At 68.2% G+C, this 17,517-nt stretch carries 16 protein-coding genes and 1 pseudogene; 6 read left to right on the forward strand and 11 right to left on the reverse strand.

What is annotated here, in order from left to right:
- The 4 genes from ACV229_RS29695 to ACV229_RS29710 form a co-directional block, all read right to left on the reverse strand.
- A partial coding sequence (locus ACV229_RS29695) for an ESPR domain-containing protein (protein WP_448086650.1) occupies window positions 1-222 on the reverse strand: 222 nt, incomplete at its 3' end.
- A 392-nt stretch (window positions 223-614) separates the two neighbouring features.
- Entirely contained in the window at window positions 615-1,733 is a 1,119-nt protein-coding gene (locus ACV229_RS29700; protein WP_448086651.1) for a 4-oxalomesaconate tautomerase, read from the reverse strand.
- 11 nt (window positions 1,734-1,744) lie between these two features.
- The gene (locus ACV229_RS29705) at window positions 1,745-2,440 is read right to left on the reverse strand and encodes a 4-carboxy-4-hydroxy-2-oxoadipate aldolase/oxaloacetate decarboxylase (RefSeq protein WP_448086652.1); all 696 of its coding nucleotides are present in this window, start codon (window positions 2,438-2,440) and stop codon (window positions 1,745-1,747) included.
- A complete protein-coding gene (locus tag ACV229_RS29710; protein WP_448086653.1) occupies window positions 2,437-3,165 on the reverse strand; it encodes a PIG-L deacetylase family protein in 729 nt (242 codons plus the stop codon). The genes ACV229_RS29705 and ACV229_RS29710 overlap by 4 nt, the downstream gene beginning before the upstream one ends.
- Window positions 3,166-3,503: 338 nt before the next feature.
- Here ACV229_RS29710 and ACV229_RS29715 point away from each other — a divergent pair.
- Window positions 3,504-3,629 (forward strand): annotated as a pseudogene (locus tag ACV229_RS29715) (FMN reductase); the annotation flags it as partial.
- Between the two features lie 21 nt (window positions 3,630-3,650).
- On the opposite strand, the gene ACV229_RS29720 reads toward ACV229_RS29715, so the two are convergent.
- Entirely contained in the window at window positions 3,651-5,063 is a 1,413-nt protein-coding gene (locus ACV229_RS29720; protein ID WP_448086654.1) for a cation:dicarboxylate symporter family transporter, read from the reverse strand.
- A gap of 27 nt (window positions 5,064-5,090) precedes the next feature.
- The gene (locus ACV229_RS29725; protein ID WP_448086655.1) at window positions 5,091-6,446 is read right to left on the reverse strand and encodes a class-II fumarase/aspartase family protein; all 1,356 of its coding nucleotides are present in this window, start codon (window positions 6,444-6,446) and stop codon (window positions 5,091-5,093) included.
- 186 nt (window positions 6,447-6,632) lie between these two features.
- Between ACV229_RS29725 and ACV229_RS29730 the strand changes: the two genes are divergently transcribed.
- On the forward strand, window positions 6,633-7,364 hold the full coding sequence (locus tag ACV229_RS29730) for a GntR family transcriptional regulator (protein WP_448086656.1): 732 nt from the start codon (window positions 6,633-6,635) through the stop codon (window positions 7,362-7,364).
- Window positions 7,365-7,476: 112 nt separating this feature from the next.
- Here the strand turns inward: ACV229_RS29730 and ACV229_RS29735 are convergent, their stop codons facing one another.
- The 5 genes from ACV229_RS29735 to ACV229_RS29755 all read right to left on the reverse strand — a co-directional run bounded on the left by ACV229_RS29735 (window position 7,477) and on the right by ACV229_RS29755 (window position 13,358).
- The gene (locus ACV229_RS29735) at window positions 7,477-8,139 is read right to left on the reverse strand and encodes a DUF2894 domain-containing protein (RefSeq protein WP_448086657.1); all 663 of its coding nucleotides are present in this window, start codon (window positions 8,137-8,139) and stop codon (window positions 7,477-7,479) included.
- On the reverse strand, window positions 8,129-8,779 hold the full coding sequence (locus ACV229_RS29740) for an OmpA family protein (protein ID WP_448086658.1): 651 nt from the start codon (window positions 8,777-8,779) through the stop codon (window positions 8,129-8,131). Before ACV229_RS29740 ends, ACV229_RS29735 begins: the two co-directional genes overlap by 11 nt.
- Window positions 8,780-8,782: 3 nt before the next feature.
- Window positions 8,783-11,590 (reverse strand): DUF802 domain-containing protein, encoded by a 2,808-nt coding sequence (locus ACV229_RS29745; RefSeq protein ID WP_448086659.1) that lies wholly within the window; start codon window positions 11,588-11,590, stop codon window positions 8,783-8,785.
- Window positions 11,591-11,600: 10 nt separating this feature from the next.
- Window positions 11,601-12,377 carry a DUF3348 domain-containing protein gene (locus ACV229_RS29750; RefSeq protein WP_448086660.1) on the reverse strand — a complete coding sequence of 259 codons (777 nt, stop codon included), beginning with the start codon at window positions 12,375-12,377 and terminating at the stop codon, window positions 11,601-11,603.
- 342 nt (window positions 12,378-12,719) lie between these two features.
- Window positions 12,720-13,358, reverse strand: a complete 639-nt coding sequence (locus ACV229_RS29755) for a LysE family translocator (RefSeq protein ID WP_448086661.1) — start codon at window positions 13,356-13,358, stop codon at window positions 12,720-12,722.
- A 361-nt stretch (window positions 13,359-13,719) separates the two neighbouring features.
- Here ACV229_RS29755 and ACV229_RS29760 point away from each other — a divergent pair, with 361 nt between their 5' ends.
- The 4 genes from ACV229_RS29760 (at window position 13,720) to ACV229_RS29775 (ending at window position 17,354) form a co-directional block, all read left to right on the forward strand.
- Complete coding sequence (locus ACV229_RS29760) at window positions 13,720-14,184, forward strand: N-acetyltransferase family protein (protein ID WP_448086662.1); 465 nt, start codon at window positions 13,720-13,722, stop codon at window positions 14,182-14,184.
- Between the two features lie 2 nt (window positions 14,185-14,186).
- A complete protein-coding gene (locus ACV229_RS29765; protein WP_448086663.1) occupies window positions 14,187-14,762 on the forward strand; it encodes a hypothetical protein in 576 nt (191 codons plus the stop codon).
- A gap of 175 nt (window positions 14,763-14,937) precedes the next feature.
- The gene (locus ACV229_RS29770) at window positions 14,938-16,317 is read left to right on the forward strand and encodes an FAD-containing oxidoreductase (RefSeq protein ID WP_448086756.1); all 1,380 of its coding nucleotides are present in this window, start codon (window positions 14,938-14,940) and stop codon (window positions 16,315-16,317) included.
- A gap of 134 nt (window positions 16,318-16,451) precedes the next feature.
- Window positions 16,452-17,354, forward strand: coding sequence for a LysR substrate-binding domain-containing protein (locus tag ACV229_RS29775; RefSeq protein ID WP_448086664.1), 903 nt, complete (start codon window positions 16,452-16,454; stop codon window positions 17,352-17,354).
- Window positions 17,355-17,517 lie beyond the last annotated feature (163 nt).

Genomic DNA, 17,517 nt, shown 5'->3' on the forward strand with positions numbered 1-17,517 from the left:
TTGCGTACTGGTGCCGGGTGTCGGCACGATCTGCGCCGGTGCGATTGTCGGCGCGGCCGCCAGCGACGCGGCAACGATCAGCAAACCCGTTCCGCCCGACGCGCGACGGCCGGCACGGCTCTCGCCTGAAGCGGATTTCCCCGTGGCAGCCGCCGTCTCTTCAACGGCCACCACCATTCCCCGGAATCTGGAGTACACCAGACGGTAGGTCTCTTTGTTCATCGTCCTTCATGGGTGTCTTTCTTGGACCGATGAACAATAGCAACGCAATCGTCAGGGAACCATAAGGCAACCGTCACCAAATGCCAGACGTCAAAGATTCAGGGGAGCGTGATTTCTAGTACTTATCTGATCGCAACCCGTGACTTCTAATAAATCCCTCGCCTTCTGATCACAATTGACAGGAATTTACTGATACAGATTCCATATCATTCCCGTTTCAGATGCAAATCGTTCGGGTGACGCACCGCATCCCGACAATCAGGAAATAGTCAAAATATGTTGCTGGACGTTCACGCAAGCATGAAGTGCCGGCTGCAACGGAGCACGCAATGGCGAAAAGCGCCGCTCACGGAAGTAGTAGAGTAACGTCGTTGCGCCGCACGCCGGCCGCTTCAGCGCCGGCCGCCCTCGCCGTCCCACACCGCATGCGGCACGGCAACCTGCCCGTCGAACAGCCAGCGCGCGGTGCGCAGCAACGCCGCGCTCGCGACTTCCGGCCGCTCGGGTTCGCCTGTCAGCGTCAGCTCGACCGTGAACTCGCCGGTCGGATGCTCGACCGACACGCGCCGCCACGCACCGTCCGCCGCGCCCGCCGTCAGGCCGTCGCACACCGTGCCGGGCAGCACGGCGGCCGTCGCGACGCTGACCGCGCCGAGCACGCCGATCGACGCGTGGCAGCGGTGCGGAATGAAACTGCGCGTGCTGATCGCGCCGCCGGCCTGCGGCGGCGCCACCAGACACATCTTCGGCACCGTGCGCGCGGCAACATCGCCGAGATTCATCATCGGCCCAACCGCGAGCCGGATCGCCTCGATGCGCGCTTTCAGTTCGTCATCCGCATCGAGTTCGCCGCGCGTCTCGTAGCCCGTGCGGCCGAGATCCTGCGCGCGGATCAGCACGAGCGGCATCCCGTTGTCGATGCACGTGACGTCGACGCCCAGCACCGTGTCGCGCGCACGGCCGGTCGGCAGCAGCGTGCCGCACGTCGAGCCCGCGGTATCGCGGAACGCGAGCGGGATCGCGGCGGCCGTGCCCGGCACGCCGTCGATGCGCGCGTCGCCTTCGTAGGTCACGCGTCCGCCCGGCGTCGAGACGGTCGCCACCGCGATCTGGCCCGTGTTCACCATGTGGATCGCGACCTGCGTGACGCCGTCCTGCGCGCTGACAAGGCCGCGCTCGATCGCAAACGGCCCGACGCCGGCAAGGATGTTCCCGCAGTTTTGCCCGACGTCGACGCGCGCTTCGTCGACGACCACCTGCACGAACAGGTAATCGACGTCGGCGTCGGGCCGGGTCGCGCGCGACACGATCGCGACCTTGCTCGTCAGCGGATCGGCGCCGCCGATGCCGTCGATCTGGCGCGGGTCCGGCGAGCCCATCGCGGCGAGCAGCACGCGATCGCGCACGGCCGGTTCCGCAGGCAGGTCCGACGCGAGAAAGAACGCGCCCTTCGACGTGCCGCCGCGGATCAGCATGCACGGAATGCGGGTCTGGACGAGACTCGTAGCCACGCTCCGCCTCCTCAACGAGCCTGCAGCGACGCGACGTAGCGCAGCCCCTTCTCCGCGAGGCGCTCGCGCATTCCGTAATGGTCGAGGCCGAGCTTGCCGGTCGCAAGCACCGCGCGCGTGCGCACTTCCTTCTCGATCCGCGCCTGCGCGGCCTCGGCCACGCGTTCGACATCGGCGAACGGCACGACGACGACACCGTCGTCGTCCGCCACCACGACATCGCCCGGATGCACGATCTGCTGCGCGCAGACGACCGGCACGTTCACCGAGCCGAGCGTTTCCTTCACCGTGCCCTGCGCGGACACGGCTTTCGACCAGACGGGGAACTGCATGTGCTGCAGCGCGCGCACGTCACGGCAGCCGGCATCGATCACGAGCCCGCGCACGCCACGCGCCGCCAGCGACGTCGCGAGCAGCTCGCCGAAGTAGCCGTCGTCGCACGGCGACGTCGGCGCGACGACCAGCACGTCGCCGTCGCGGCATTGCTCGACCGCGACGTGCAGCATCCAGTTGTCTGACGGCGGCACGAGCACCGTGACGGCCGGGCCGGCGATCGCCGCGCCCGCGTATATCGGCCGCAGGTAAGCGGCGAGCAGGCCGAGCCGGCTCTGCGCTTCGTGGACGGTCGCGACGCCGGCCTGCTGCAGCACCGCGACATGGCGCGCGTCCGGACGCGCGATATCGGTAACGACGATGCCGCGCTTCATGACAGGTCCCCGGTGACGGCCGGCGTCAGGCGCATGTAGCCTTCCGCGTATTTGATGTCACGCGCGGCGGTGATGCCGATGTTGCGCTTCGCCTGCACGCCGCGCTGCAGCGCGACGCGCGTGTAGTACTCCCACAGGTGCTCCTGCCCGGCCATGCATTCGATTGCCTGGCGCTTGATGTCCCACACGTCGGTGATGTCGAGGAACGTGTTCGGCACCCAGTCGCACTGCTCGGTCTGGTGCGGCTCGAACGCGTAGACGGGCGGCGCGCCGACGATTTTCTGCCCGGGATTGTGACCCTCGGCCTGCGCGATGATCCGCGCTTCCTGCGTCACGTGCATCGCGAGCGGGTGGTCGAAGTTGTACGGGTCCTTCTGCGAATGGCTCAGCACGAATGCGGGCTGGACATCGCGATACACGTCGACGAGACGCAGCAGCGCGTCGTCGTCGACGCGCAGCGGGTAATCGCCGAGATCGAAGAATTCGACTTCGGCGCCGAGGATTTCCGCCGCGCGCAGCGCTTCGTCACGCCGTGCCGCCTTCACGCGGTCGAGCGTCATCTCGCCCTTGCGCCACAGCTTCGCAGATTCACCCCGCTCGCCGAACGACAGGCAGACCACCTTGACCCGGTATCCGTTTTTCTTGTGCAGCGCGATCGCACCGCCCGCGCGCCACACGAAATCCGCGCTGTGCGCGCTTACCACCAGCATTGCCTTGTCAGTCATTTGAATCCACCACGTCTTTCGAATCGGACAGGTTGGATTGTAGGTTTCGGGCCTGCGGGGAATGTGCCGAATCTGGCACGGATGTCCATCTAATTTTCTTATCGCGGCGCTGTCGACAGGGTTATTCCGTAGATGGCACGGGGCCGCCGGACAGCGGCGAATCGCGACGCGGTTATCGTTCGGTCAGGCAGAGAGGTGGCGGCAAGCCGGTGAAGCCGACGGCGCAACGGGGTGCTATCTGACGATGCCATCCGACCCGGATTTCGCCAATGCAATGCGATAATCCCGCAACCGCGCGCTGCGCATCAACACGCGTCATTGCCCCAGGCTCTCCGTCCATGCCGACCGAATCCCCACGCAACACCCGCCCGCGCGTCGACATCGTTGCGCTCTGCGGCAGCCTCCGGTCCCGCTCGTACAACGCGGCGCTGCTCGACGCCGCCGCTGCCGTCGCGCCGGCCGGCGACCCGACCTGAACGTTCCGCTCAGCGCGACACGCCCGCCCGCTTCAGCGGAATGCCATGCGGATGCGCATTCGCGTCGTTCATGTCTTCCGGCAGCAGGTTGCCGTCATCGAGCTGCTCGTCCGCGCGCGCGATGTCCGGATAGCGCTCCGGATACAGGTGGCGCTGCGCGCGCTCGGTGTCGAACGTGCCCGACCACTTCGCGACGACCACGGTGGCGAGGCTGTTGCCGATCGTGTTGCACGTTGCGATCGCCATCGACATGAAGCGGTAGACGCCGAAGATCACCGCGAGCCCTTCGACCGGCAGCACGCCCGTCGATGTCACGGTCGCGGCGAACACGACGAACGATCCGCCGGACACGGTGGCCGCGCCCTTCGACGTCAGCAGCATCAGCAGCAGGATGCCGAGCTGGTGTTCGAGCGTGAGCGGCACGTTGTACGCGTGCGCGATGAACATCACGCCCATCGACATGAAGATCGACGTGCCGTCGAGATTGAACGCATAGCCCGTCGGCAGCACGAGCCCGACCGTCTGCTTCGCGCAGCCGAGCCGTTCGAGCTTGATCAGCAGCCGCGGCAACGCGCTTTCGGACGACGCGGTGCCGAGCACGATCAGGATTTCATCCTTGATATAGCGCATGAAGCGCAGCATGCTGAAGCCCGCGAGCTTCGCGATGAGCCCCATCACGACAACGATGAACAGCACGATGACCGCATAGAAGCTCAGCACGAGCTGCGCGAGCGCGACCAGCACGGCGGTGCCGTTGCTGCCGACCGCGAAGGCGACGGCACCGAACGTGCCGAGCGGCGCGAGCTTCATCACGAGGTTGATGAACGAGAACAGCACCTCCGAGATCTGGTCGAGCCCGTCGTTGATCCGTGCGCGCCGCCCTTCCGGAATCGCGAGGATGCCGATGCCGATCATCACTGCGAGCACGACCACCTGCAGCAGCTCGCCCTTCGCGAATGCGCCGATGAAGTTGTCCGGCACGAGATGCATCACGAATTCATGGAACCCCTGCGGCGCCACCTTCGCCGCGGCGATCGGCATCGCGCCCGCCGACACGGCGGTCATCCCCTTGCCGGTGCCGAGCAGGTTGCCGGCCAGCAGGCCGATCGCGAGCGCGACCGTCGACACGATTTCGAAGTAGACGATCGAGCGCCAGCCGACCCGGCCCGCGCTCTTCACGTCGCCCGCCGACGCGATGCCGTGCACGATCGTCAGGAATACCAACGGCGCGACGCCGGCCTTGATCAGCGCGAGAAACACGTCGCCGAGTATCTTGAGCTGCGCGCCGAACTTCGGAAACACGAGCCCGACGGCGATGCCGAGCACGAGAGAAGCCAGGACCTGCATGCCGAGCTTCCGGTACCACGGCCGCTTCGGAAGCGGAGCGGCGACATGGCCGCCTGCTGGGTTCGGGGTGTTCATGATGGGTGTCTCCTCCACGCCGTCCGCTCAGATCGCGCGCGACAGTTCGATGGCCCGGTCGACCATCTGCGGCGCGAGGCCCAGATAGTTCGCGGGGTCCGTCATGCGGTCGATCGCGGCGCGATCGAAATGGCGCGTGACCTCGGGCAGCGCCGCGAGCGCGTCGGCGAGCGTGCCGCCGGCTTCGTTCACGGCGCGGCACGCGTCGTACACGAGGTCGTGCGCCTGCTGGCGGCCGGTGAATGGCGCGATCTGCATCATCGCGGCCTCGGCGACGATCAGCCCCTTGCTGATGCCGAGGTTGTGCTTCATGCGGTCCGCGTCGACGATCAGCCCGCCGAGCGCGAATTTCGCCTGGTGCAGCGCGCCCGAGCTCAGAATGAAGCTCTCGGGAATCGCGATCCACTCCGCATGCCACGGGCCCGTCGCGCGTTCGAAGTCCTGGATCATCGCGTCGACCATCAGGCCCGCGTGCTGGCGCACGGCCTTCGCGGCCGCGAGCATCAGTTCGCTGGAGATCGGATTGCGCTTTTGCGGCATCGTGCTGCTCGCGCCCCGCCCCTTGACGAACGGCTCGTACACTTCGGCGAATTCGTTCGACGCCATGATCATGATGTCGATCGCGATCTTGCCGAGCGAACCCGTGATCAGCGCGAGCAGGTTCACCGCTTCGGCGAAGCCGTCGCGCGCGACGTGCCAGGTCGTCGCGGGCACGCCGAGCCCGAGCTCGTCGGCCAGCGCACGCTGGACGTCGAAGCCCTTGTCGCCGAGCGACGCGAGCGTGCCGGCCGCGCCCGCGAATTCCACCACCGCCACCCGCGAACGCAGCTCCGCGAGCCGCTGCTGGTGCCGATCGAACATCCCGAGCCAGATCGCGGCCTTGTAGCCGAACGTGACCGGCAATGCCTGCTGCAGGTGCGTGCGCCCCGCCATCGCCGTATCGCGATGCTTCAGCGCGAGGCCGGCCAGGATGCCGCGCAGCTCGCGAATGTCGCCGTCGATCGAATCGAGCGCGTCGCGCACCTGCAGCGCGACGGCCGTATCCATGATGTCCTGCGTCGTCGCGCCCCAGTGCACGTAGCGGCCCGCGTCGCCGCACATCGCGACGAGCTGGTGCACGAGCGGCAGGATCGGGTAGCCGACGATGTCGGTCTCGTCGCGCATGTGGTCGAAATCGATGCGCTCGATCGACGATTCGCGCGCGATCACGTCGGCGGCGTCGGCGGGAATCACGCCGACGCGCGCCTCGGCTTTCGCGAGCGCGACTTCGACGTCGATGTAGCGCTGCACCAGCGCGTGGTCCGAAAACAGCGCGCGCATCTTCGCGGTGCCGAACGCGTCACGGAACAGGATGGAATCGACGACGGTACTGGAAACAGGCATGTTGCGGCTCACTTGGGCGACCTCGGGAAACACAGGAATGAACGGAAGAACCGGACCCGCGAAGCCTCGACGGCATCGAATATGTCCGGACATATTTAAAGTATTATGTCCGGACATATTGTTCAAGCTATGATTTACCCTGAACCGCGGCAGCCACGCCGCGGGCGGCACCGTTTTCCATCGACAATGAACAGACCCCATTTCGCCGAGATCGCGCGCGAGCTGACCGAAGGGATCGCGGCCGGCCGCTTCCCGGTCGGCTCGTACCTGCCGACCGAACTCGAATTGCGCGACCGGTACAACACCAGCCGGCATACGATCCGCGCGGCGCTGCATGAGCTTCAACAGTTGGGATTGGTATCGCGCCGCAAGAACGCGGGGACGCGGGTCGAGTCGACGCACCCGACCAACGATTTCCGGCCGTCGCTCGCGTCGGTGGACGATCTCGTGCAGTTCGGCACCGACCATTTGCGCGTCGTGCAGGCGGTCGAGGCGGTCGCGGTGACGGCCAAGCTCGGCAAGCTGCTCGACTGCGACGCGGGCACGCAGTGGCTGCGCATTTCGAGCCTGCGCGTCGCGCGCGACCGGACGCACGAGCCCGTCGGCTGGACCGACGTCTATATCGATCCGGCCTATGCCGAAGTGGCCGAGACGGCCCGCAACGAGCCCGATACGCTGATCAGCGCGCTGATCGAGGCGCGCTACGGCCGCTGTGTCGCGGAAATCCAGCAGAACGTGCAGGCGGTGAACCTGTCGGCGGAGATGGCGGAACGGCTTCAGGCGGAAGCGGGCACCGCCGCGCTCGAGATCGTGCGGCGTTACATCGATTCGACGGGCACCGCGTTCGAGGTATCGGTGAGCGTGCACCCCGCCGAGCGGTTCTCGGTGTCGATGCGGTTGAAGCGTTCGGACGTCTGACGCGCGGCGGCGGCTGTACTGCCACCAGTCCGTGCGCGTGCGCGTGCCGGCTGGACGCGATCGCGGCGCGCGGGAAGAACGCGCGACGGTTGTCCGTCGCACGCATAAGGCACTACCGCGCCTTCCCCCGCGCCGCCTTCTTCACGCCCTTCGCGCGCGGCGCTTCCTTCTCCGGCTGCGCGCCGCCGCCGGTGATGTCTTCGAGCCACGACAGCGCGTCGACATACGACAGGAATTGCTGCAGATACCCCGGTGACAGGTCGCGCATCAGCGACAGCGACCGGTGCACGAGGCTGTTCGAATTGAGCGGGCCCGCATTGCGCGGCACCTGATCGAGCGCCTGCCGGTATTGCTTCTCGGTACGGACCTTCGACCACGTCGCGCGGAAATACTCGATCATGGCCGGATCGATGCCGGCCCGGTCCGCCTGCGCATCGCGCGCGACGCGATCGACGAGCCCCGCCAACGCGCCGCGCGCCGGTTTGCCCGGCGCCGGATCGGACGGGGAATCGGCCGCGGAATCGCTCGATTCGCCGGTATTGCAGGTATCGCCGGTATCACCGGCATTCGACGACGCACGTGCGACGTCATCGGCATAGCCGGCCAGCAGCGTCGCGAGCCGCGCGTCGAGCAGGCGGCGCGCGTCGCCGTCATGGCCGGCCGCGCGCCGCTCCAGTGCGTCCATCAGATGAAAGCGCACAGGGTCCAGCCGATGCTCGCCACGCTCGCGCCATGCGTCGAGCGTCGCACGCGGCGCCGTCGCGTCACTGCACACGGTGGCCACCATTCGATGCGGACTGGCGCGGCACCGGCGCGATCTCGACGCGGCGGTTCTTCGCGCGCCCGGCTTCGTCCTTGTTTGCGCTGACCGGCTGCTGCGAGCCGAACGCGGCCGCGAACACCGACGATGCGGGCACGCCCGCGTCGATCAGCGCGCGCGTGACCGTCAGCGCGCGCTTGGCCGACAGTTCCCAGTTGTCCGCGAACAGGCGGTTGCCGGCCCGCACCTGCTGGTCGTCGGAGAAGCCGCTGATCATCAGGATCTCGTCGCGCGTCTTCAGGTATGCGGCCAGCGGGCCCGCCAGCGTCTTCAGCAGCGCCTGGCCTTCCGGCTGGAGCTGGTCGGAGTTCAGCGCGAACAGCACGTTGCCGCTGATGCCGATGCGCCCGTTCACGAGCGTCACGCGGCCAGCCGCGAGCGGACCCGCGAGCGCCTGCTCGAGCAGCTTGCGCTGCTGCGCTTCCTGCTGGCGCTGCTTGATCGCTTCCTCGAGCTTCGACGTCACCTGAAGCTGCATGCCGATCACGCCGACGAGGATCAGCACGAACGCGCCGAGCAGCACCGACATCAGGTCGGCAAACGCGGGCCAGACCGGCGCGGCCGATTCCGCGCCGCCGTCGATTTCGTCGTGCATGCGTTACGCTCCGACCGACGCTCGCCGGCCGGCGAGATGCTGCAGGTCCTCGACGATCTGCTTCTGCGACATCATGCTCAGGTCGATCACTTCGCGCGCCTGCGCGACGTAGTACTCGAGCTGCTCGTCGCTGCGCACGAGGGATTTCTCGAGCGCGGCTTCGATCCGCTGCAGGTGGGACAGCAGCTTGTCGTTCGACTCGCCGAACGCATGCACGGCCATCCCGAACGCATCGCCGAGGCTCGCGACCTCGACCGCGCCCGCCGTCACCTGCGCAGCAACGGTGTCGAGCTTGCGGGTTTGCCCATCGACCGTGTCGTTGAAGCGCGCACCGACGCGCTCCAGCAGGTCGGCCGACGTGCCGACCAGCGCGTCGACCGCGCTGCGCTGTTCGGTCGATGCGTGGTTGACCGCGTCGAGCAGCGTTTCGAGCGTCGCCAGCAGGCGGCTGCGCTCGTCGAGCATCGCGGTGTCGCGGACCATGCTGTCCGACAGGCGCTGGCGCAGTTCGGCGACGACTTCGGCCGCGGCCTTCGGCGCCTCCGATGCGGCCTGCACGAGGCGCGAGATTTCGTTGATCGTGTCGCTCGCGTGCGCCTGCGCCTGCGCGGTGATGTCGTTCGCGGCGCGCGCGAGCGTGTCGCAGATGTCCTGCTGGCGCGTCGCCGCGTGCGCGCTCGTCTGCGCCCATTCGTCGCGAAGCGCGGCCGCCATCGACGCGAGCGCGTCCGTCCATGCCGACAGACGCTGTTCGTCGCGCGACGCCAGTTCCGTCTGCAGGTTCGCGTGCGAGTCGCCGATCGTGTTCAGCAGCGCGGCCGAATGCTGTTCGAATGTCGCGGCCTGTGCGGTGAGGTCGCGCGTGGTTTGCTCGATCGCGTCGCAGATGTCCTGCTGGCGCGTCGCGGCATGCGTGCTCGCCTGCTCCCATTCGTCGCTCAGCTTGGCCGCGATCGACGCGAGCGAATCGGTCCATGCCGACAGGCGCTGCTCGTCGCGCGACGCCAGTTCCGTCTGCAGATTCGTGTGCGATTCGCACATCGTGTGCAGCAGCGATGCCGAATGCTGTTCGAACGTCGCGGCTTGCGCGGTGATGTCGCGCGTGGTTTGCGCGAGCGCGTCGCAGATCTCTTGCTGGCGAGTCGTATTGCTTGCGCTCGTCTGTGCCCACTCGTCGCGCAATGCCGCGGACATCGCCGCGAGCGATGCGGTCCATGCCGCCAGCCGCGCTTCGTCGCGCGATGCCAGTTCGGTTTGCAGCCCCGTATGCGAGTCGCTCATCGTGCGCAGCAGCGATGCCGAATGCTGTTCGAACGTCGCGGCTTGAGCCGTGATGTCGCGCGTGGTTTGCGCGAGCGCATCGCAGATCGCTTGCTGACGGCTCGTGTTGCTTGCGCTCGTCTGCGCCCACTCGTCGCGCAGTGCGGCCGACATTGCCGCGAGCGACGCGGTCCACGCCGCCAGCCGCGCTTCGTCGCGCGACGCCAGGTCCGTCTGCAGCCCCGCATGCGAGTCGCCCACCGTGCGCAGCAGCGACGCCGAATGCTGCTCGAACGTCGCCGCGGCCGCCTCCAGCGCGCGTGCGTTGTGACCGGCCAGCGTCTCGCCGACCTGCTCCTGCCGCGACAGCGCGTGGTTCCATGCGTCCGACATGCGCTGCTCGGTTGCTTCGAGACGCGTCGCGACGCCGTCCACCAGCGCGGTCGAACGCTGCGCGAACGTGTCGGTGAACTGCCCGAGCGCGCCACGCAGATGCTCGGCGGCCGCCTCGTTCGTGCGCTGATGATCGGCCAGCGCGCGGTTCCAGATGCCCGTCACGTTGGCCGTGGTCGCCTCGAAGCCGTTCGACAGGCCGTCCAGCTGCCGCTCGACCGCGTGCGTGACGGTGTCGCGCATCACGGCCATTTCGCGCTCGAGCCCCGCCATCGTCGCTTCCATGACCGGCTGCAGCGCGGCGCCGGCCACCCGCGCGCTCTCGGCGGCGCTGTCCTGCAGCGACTGCCCGACGCTCGACGCGAGCCGTGCATATGCCTGCTCGGTCCGGTCGAAGAACGCCTGCTGGTTGTCGAGCTGCTGCGCGTGCAGCGCGACGCTGCGCTGCTCGAGCGTCGTCATCATCGTCTGCAGCCGGTCGACCAGCGCCGGCATCACGTCGGCCTGCTGCTGCAGGAGCCGGAACGATTCGTCGCGCTGATGCGCGGACGAATGGACGCGCAGCGTCGTCGCGATCTTCGCGTCGAGCTGCTGCACGGCGTCGATCCGCTCGCGGCGGACCAGCGCGGACAGCAGGCCGAGCATCGCGGACGTCGCGACGCCGGCGATCGACGTGCCGAACGCGAACCCGAGCCCCTTGACCGGCGCGATCAGCGACGCGCGGATCGCGTCGAGGTCGGTCGCGCTTTCCAGCGCCGCGCCGGTGCCCTTCAGCGTCACGACCATCCCGAGCAGCGTGCCGAGCATGCCGAGCAGCACGAGCAGGCCGACCAGGTACGGCGTGAGCGCCGGCCCCGGCAGCGCCACGCGTGCGCCTTCGATGCGCGCGCGCACCGCGCTGCGCAGGCCCGGGTGCAGCGTGTCGAGCCACGCGTCGAGCTTCGGCGGCGGCTCCGACAGGCCGGCCACGGCGCGCGAGAGCGTCGCGGTGGCCTGCCGGTAGCGCCACAGTTCGAACGCGCCGGCGAGATAGCAGGCGCCGATCAGCAGCGTGACGGCCGACGCCAGCGGATTCGACACGACATAGCCGGCGCCGATCCAGCACACCGCGATCAGACCGGCCACGAATACAACGAGATCAAAACGAATTCTGGACATAACGTGTTGATTAGCTGGTGCGAAGCGCTGCGAGCAGCCCTTCCACCGGTTGAAACCGGATTTCCAGTTCGGCGAGCAGGACGCTGCGCATATCCGCGCGGAATACGTCCAGCCAGGCGCCGGGGGCGACAGGCGTGGTGCCTGCCGCGGTGCCTGCCGGGGTACCTGCCGCGCTTCCTTCCGCGCCTTCCGATGCCTCGGCGTCGGCGAGCGCCTGCCGTTCCGCGCCGCGCAGTCGCTCGAAATGCGCGCCAAGCAGCGCCGGCACGGTCGCCAGCAGGCTGCGCTCGCGCGCGCCGAGCACCCGCTCCATGATCGCGTCGAGCGTCGCGAGCCGCGCCATGCCGGGCGTGCGCGCGGCGAGCGCGACGCGCAGACGGCCGCGCAACTGGCCGATTGCGTTTTCCATTTCCTGCTGCCGGGACAGGTAGCGTTGACGGAAATCCGCGAAATCGGCCGTGTCGGCGGCCGGCGGCGCCGGCAGCGCGCCCGTGCGCCGGCCGGCGGCGGGCCGGCTGCCGCCGGTGATTGCCTGCGCGAGTTCGTGGCGCACGCGTGCACACTCGCGCTCCGCGTCGCCGCCGGACGCGCGCGCGCTGCCGGCGACGGCGGGCGGGCTCGCGTTCAGCGCCGACGACAGCGTGATCGCGTCCGTCCAGCCGAGCCACTGGCTTAACCGGTCCGCGAGCGTCTGCCGGGATTCGGGCACGTCGGCGTCCGCCAGGCGCGCGAGCAGGCGAACGAGCGTCGGACCGCTCAATGCCATGCGCGGGGGAGCTTGCACCATGACTGCTACCGTCAAAAAGGCAGCAGTTTACACGTCGGCGAGCGGTGGACCGCCAGTTTGCGGTCGGCGGGCGGGCCGGGGAACGGGTAGCGGCGGCGCGAACGCCCGCCGCACAAGGCCGGCAGCGAAATCGGGGGCGGCCGGAGAAGATCGGGGGGTGCGGCCGAAGCGGGCGGCGTCGGCTGCGCGATCGGCGTAAACGGCAGTCCGGCGGGCGCCGCCGGATATCCGGCTTCGAGGTCAACGGCCGCCGCACGCGCGACGACCGGCAGGCCGTGGGCCGTGGGCCGTGGGCCGTGGCCGTAAGCCGTGCCCGCGTTCCTGCCCTTGACGCCCGGCAGGTCAGATCCCCGCTTTCGGCGCGGTGAGAATCAGCCGCACGCCGAGCGCGGCGATCGCACCAGCCGCGATCCGGTCGACCCACTTCTTCGCGCGCAGGTACAGCTCGCGCGGCCGGCGGCTGGAGAAGCACAGCGCGACGATCGTGTACCAGCCGAACTCGACGCCGAACACGAGCGGCGGCAGTGCCAGATAGCACCACAGCGGCGGATGCTGCGGCAGCAGCGCCGCGAAGATGCTGCCGTACCAGATGGCCGTCTTCGGGTTGCTGAGCTGGGTCGTGAGGCCCGTCCAGAACGACTTGCGCGCGCTGCCCGCATGGGCGGCCTGCGGATCGTCCATCGCGATCGGGTGGGCCGCGCCGCGCCAGATCTTCGACGCCATGTAGATCAGGTACGCGCCGCCCGCGACCTTGAGGCCGACGTACAGCCACTCGACCGCCTGCAGCAGCGTATAGAGGCCGGCCAGCGCGATGCCGCCGAAGAAGATCCCGCCTGCACCCATGCCGAGCGCGGTCGCGAGACCGTCGCGGCGCGACAGGCCGATCGAATTGCGTGCGACGAGCACGAAGCTCGGCCCGGGAATCATCGCGCCCAGCCACAGCGCGACCAGGATGCCGAATACGGCAGCGGAAGCAGTCATCGGAATTTCCTCCATATAACGGCCCCGTTCCGCCGGAGCCAACGCGTCATGCCTGAACGATCCGGAACGGCGATTCTGGCACGCTTCCCGCCGGACCGAAAGCGGCCGGACGCGGTGGCAGCGGTGGCAGCGGTGGCAGCGGTGGGCAGCAGCAGGCCGCTTGGCTTGGCTTGGCTTGGCTTGGCTTGGCTTGGCCTCGCCCTCGCCCTCGCCCTCGCCCGTGTCCGTGTCCGTGTCCGTGTCCGTGTCCGTGTCGAACGATCGCCCAGCAGCGCCGGGCATGGCACGTGGAACCCCACCGCACGAACTGATATGCTGGCCGCGTCTCGCCAAACCCCGCCCCATTAATCCCGAACGCGCCATGATCGACATCCGCGCTGCCCGCTATCCCGACGACGCGTCCGTCGTCGAAGCCATCTTTCGCGAGTACATCGCGAGCGCCACCGTGAGCCTCGAGTTCCAGGACTACGAAACCGAAATCGCCGCGCTGCCCGGCAAATATGCGGCGCCGCGCGGGATTCTGCTGCTCGCGTGGGACGGCGCGCACGTCGTCGGCTGCGCGGCCTTCCGCGAAGTGGATGCGGCGACCTGCGAGATGAAGCGGGTCTACGTGCGCCCCGCCGCGCGCGGCACGCAGCTCGGCCGCCAGCTCGTCGAGCGCCTGCTGCGCGAAGCGAAAGCGGCCGGCTATGCGCGCATCTGCCTCGACGTGCTGCCGGAGTTCGTCGCCGCGCGCCGCCTCTATGCGTCGCTGGGGTTCACGTCCGCGCCGCCGGTCACGGTCAATCCGGTGGAGGGAACGGAATTTCTCGGGCGAGACCTGTAACCATGCGCCGCCTGCTCGCCGCCGCCTCACTATCCGCCGTCGCCTCGCTATCCGTCGCCGCCCAGGCGGCCGACCTGCCCAAGTCCGTGCAGGCGCAACTGCCGGCCGGCTATCGGACGCTGGCGGCAGTCGCCGGTCCCGATCTCGACCAAGGCCGTCACAGCTACCTCGTCGTGCTCCATCGCGCGGTCGACACAATGAGCGATCCTTCGCCGCGGCCACTGCTGATCTTCGAACAGCAGGCCGACGGCACATACCGGCTCGCCGCGCGCAACGACCATGTCGTGCTGCAGGCGAACGAAGGCGGGCAATGCGACCCGTTCGATCCGGACGAAGCCGGCGAAGACGGGTTCGCGGTGAAGGGACACTATTTCACCGTGCAGCATTTCGTCGCGTGCGGTCAGCACTGGACCGACTTCGTCACGTTCCGCTACGACCCGCGCACGCGCGAATGGCTGTTCTCGAGCGACATCTTCACCGCGTCGTTTCCGCTCGACGACCGGCCCGACGAGGTTGACGCGACCCGCGCGGACCCGCGCAAGCCGGTTCCGTTCAGCCAGTGGCGGCGCAAGAACTGACACCCCGGGAATGCGCGCACACGTGCCGCGCACGAACCGGTCGTGATCGCAGGCCGACAGGTCTACCATAGGCAGTCGGCGTACCGCACTTGCAGCCCGGCAGACTGGCGGGCACGCCGCTTGCGTAACGCGTTGTCCACGACGCACCTGCAGCGAAGGAGATGGCATGGACGCGATGACCCAACGATTCGACGCGATCATCATCGGCACCGGGCAAGCCGGCCCGCCGCTCGCGGCACGGCTGTCCGGCGCGGGCATGAAGGTCGCCGTGATCGAGCGGGGCCGGTTCGGCGGCACCTGCGTGAACACCGGCTGCATCCCGACCAAGACGCTGATCGCGAGCGCCTATGCCGCGCATCTCGCGCGACGGGCCGCCGAATACGGCGTCTCGGTCGGCGGGCCGGTGACGGTCGACATGAAGCGCGTGAAGGCGCGCAAGGACGAGATCTCCGGGCGCTCGAACCGCGGCGTCGAACAGTGGATGCGCGGTCTCGAGCATGCAACGGTGTTCCAGGGCCACGCGCGTTTCGACAGCGCGCGCACGGTCCGCGTCGGCGATACGGTGCTCGAAGCGGAACGGATCTTCATCAACGTCGGCGGCCGCGCGCTGGTGCCGCCGATGCCGGGCCTCGACCAGGTGTCCTTCCTGACCAACTCGACGATGATGGACGTCGACTTCCTGCCGGAGCACCTGATCGTCGTCGGCGGCAGCTACGTCGGGCTCGAGTTCGGCCAGATGTACCGGCGCTTCGGGTCGCGCGTGACGGTCGTCGAGAAAGGCCCGCGCCTGATCCGCCGCGAGGACGAGGACGTGTCGCAGGCCGTGCGGGAAATCCTCGAGAACGAAGGCATCGACGTGCAGCTCGACGCGAACTGCCTGAGCGCGCGGCGCGACGGCGGGCGCGTGGTCGTCGGGCTCGATTGCACGACCGGTGCGCGCGAGGTCGCGGGCTCGCACCTGCTGCTCGCGGTCGGCCGCGTGCCGAACACCGACGATCTCGGGCTGGACCGGGCCGGCATCGCGACCGACGCGCACGGCTACATCCCCGTCGACGAGCAGTTGCGCACGAGCGTGCCCGGCATCTGGGCGATGGGCGACTGCAACGGCCGCGGCGCGTTCACGCATACGTCGTACAACGACTACGAGATCGTCGCGGCCAACCTGCTCGACAACGATCCGCGCAAGGTGTCGGACCGCATCACCGCGTATGCGATGTACATCGACCCGCCGCTCGGCCGCGTCGGGATGACGCAAACCGAAGCGATGCAATCGGGACGCCGGCTGCTGGTCGGCACCCGCCCGATGACGCGCGTCGGCCGCGCTGTGGAGAAAGGCGAGAGCCAGGGCTTCATGAAGGTGATCGTCGATGCGGACAGCCAGGCGATCCTCGGCGCGTCGATTCTCGGCGTGACCGGCGACGAGGTCGTGCACGAACTGCTCGACGTGATGGCCGCCAATGCGCCGTACACGACGATCAGCCGCGCGATGCATATTCACCCGACGGTATCGGAGCTGGTGCCGACCTTGTTGCAGGATCTGCATCCGGTTGCATGAGCGCAGCGCGCGGGCGCGCCGCTGCGCCCGCAGCGTGCCGCGCGAACGCGCATGATGCCCATGTCCTTTCCGCGCAAGCCGTGCATCGGCGGCTATGCGAAGATTGCCGTTCGCCACGAGATCAGGGAATGCCGATGGACCGTCTGCAAGCGATGCAGATCTATGCGCAGATCGTCGAACGCGGCAGCTTCACGCAAGCCGCAGATGCACTCCAGCTGCACCGCCCGGCCGTCACGAAGGCCGTGCAGCAACTCGAGCAGGAACTCGGCACCCGGCTGCTGAACCGCAGCACGCGCCGTGTCAGCGCGACCGCCGAAGGCGAGGCGTTCTATACGCGTTGCGTTCAACTGCTCGCGAGCGTCGACGACGCGTTTGCGTCGTTCCCTCGGCACCGCACCGCGCCGAAGGGGCGGCTGCGCCTCGACATCGCGGTCGCGCTCGCGAAGACGGTCGTGATCCCGGCGCTGGCGGATTTCCAGCAACGCTATCCGCAGATCGAGGTCGTGCTCGGCGCGAGCGATCAGCCGGCGGACCTGATCGGCGAGGGGATCGATTGCGTCGTGCGGGTCGGCACGCTGAAGGATTCGAGCATGGTCGCGCGCACCGTGGGCACGATCCCGATGGTCACGTGCGCGTCCCCCGCCTATGTCTCCAGTCACGGCTTGCCGCGCACGCTGGACGATCTGCGCGCGCATCGGGCGGTCAACTTCTTCACCGGACCGAATCGCAAGGTGATGGAGTGGGCATTCCGCCCGGCCGGAGAAATCGTCACGCTGAAGCTGGCCAGCAGCCTCCTCACCAACAACTCGGAAGCGCTGCTGTCGTGCGGGCTCGCCGGCCTCGGCATCGTGCAGGCATTGCGGCCCGCGCTGCAACCGTATATCGACTCGGGCCAGCTGATCGAGATCCTGCCCGGCATCGCGGCCGTCCCGAAGCCCGTCTCGGTGCTGTACCCGAACCGCACGCACCTGCCGGACAAGGTACGCGTGTTCGTCGACTGGCTCACCGAATTGTTCGCACGCCGCTATCCCGCCTGACGCCTGCTCCTGCGCATTGTTATTCGTCGAATAACAATCAGTAATGCGGTTGCGCGTTTATCGCGCGCAGCCCGCGCCCTACAGTTCTCCTCGTCAAACGCGAGATCGCACGATGCGATTTCGGCAAGCAGCAGCACGTCGCCCGCACCGCGACGTTCGTTGC

It is taken from the genome of Burkholderia sp. MR1-5-21, assembly GCF_053427715.1.

Bases quoted from the DNA above. Each gene is read 5' to 3' on its own strand.
- ACV229_RS29770 (WP_448086756.1), top strand. From the start codon at position 14,938: ATGACCCAACGATTCGACGCGATCATCATCGGCACCGGGCAAGCCGGC.
- ACV229_RS29730 (WP_448086656.1), top strand. From the start codon at position 6,633: ATGAACAGACCCCATTTCGCCGAGATCGCGCGCGAGCTGACCGAAGGG.
- ACV229_RS29740 (WP_448086658.1), bottom strand. From the start codon at position 8,779: ATGCACGACGAAATCGACGGCGGCGCGGAATCGGCCGCGCCGGTCTGG.
- ACV229_RS29725 (WP_448086655.1), bottom strand. From the start codon at position 6,446: ATGCCTGTTTCCAGTACCGTCGTCGATTCCATCCTGTTCCGTGACGCG.
- ACV229_RS29720 (WP_448086654.1), bottom strand. From the start codon at position 5,063: ATGAACACCCCGAACCCAGCAGGCGGCCATGTCGCCGCTCCGCTTCCG.
- ACV229_RS29705 (WP_448086652.1), bottom strand. From the start codon at position 2,440: ATGAAGCGCGGCATCGTCGTTACCGATATCGCGCGTCCGGACGCGCGC.
- ACV229_RS29755 (WP_448086661.1), bottom strand. From the start codon at position 13,358: ATGACTGCTTCCGCTGCCGTATTCGGCATCCTGGTCGCGCTGTGGCTG.
- ACV229_RS29760 (WP_448086662.1), top strand. From the start codon at position 13,720: ATGATCGACATCCGCGCTGCCCGCTATCCCGACGACGCGTCCGTCGTC.
- ACV229_RS29765 (WP_448086663.1), top strand. From the start codon at position 14,187: ATGCGCCGCCTGCTCGCCGCCGCCTCACTATCCGCCGTCGCCTCGCTA.
- ACV229_RS29750 (WP_448086660.1), bottom strand. From the start codon at position 12,377: ATGGTGCAAGCTCCCCCGCGCATGGCATTGAGCGGTCCGACGCTCGTT.
- ACV229_RS29745 (WP_448086659.1), bottom strand. From the start codon at position 11,590: ATGTCCAGAATTCGTTTTGATCTCGTTGTATTCGTGGCCGGTCTGATC.
- ACV229_RS29775 (WP_448086664.1), top strand. From the start codon at position 16,452: ATGGACCGTCTGCAAGCGATGCAGATCTATGCGCAGATCGTCGAACGC.
- ACV229_RS29710 (WP_448086653.1), bottom strand. From the start codon at position 3,165: ATGACTGACAAGGCAATGCTGGTGGTAAGCGCGCACAGCGCGGATTTC.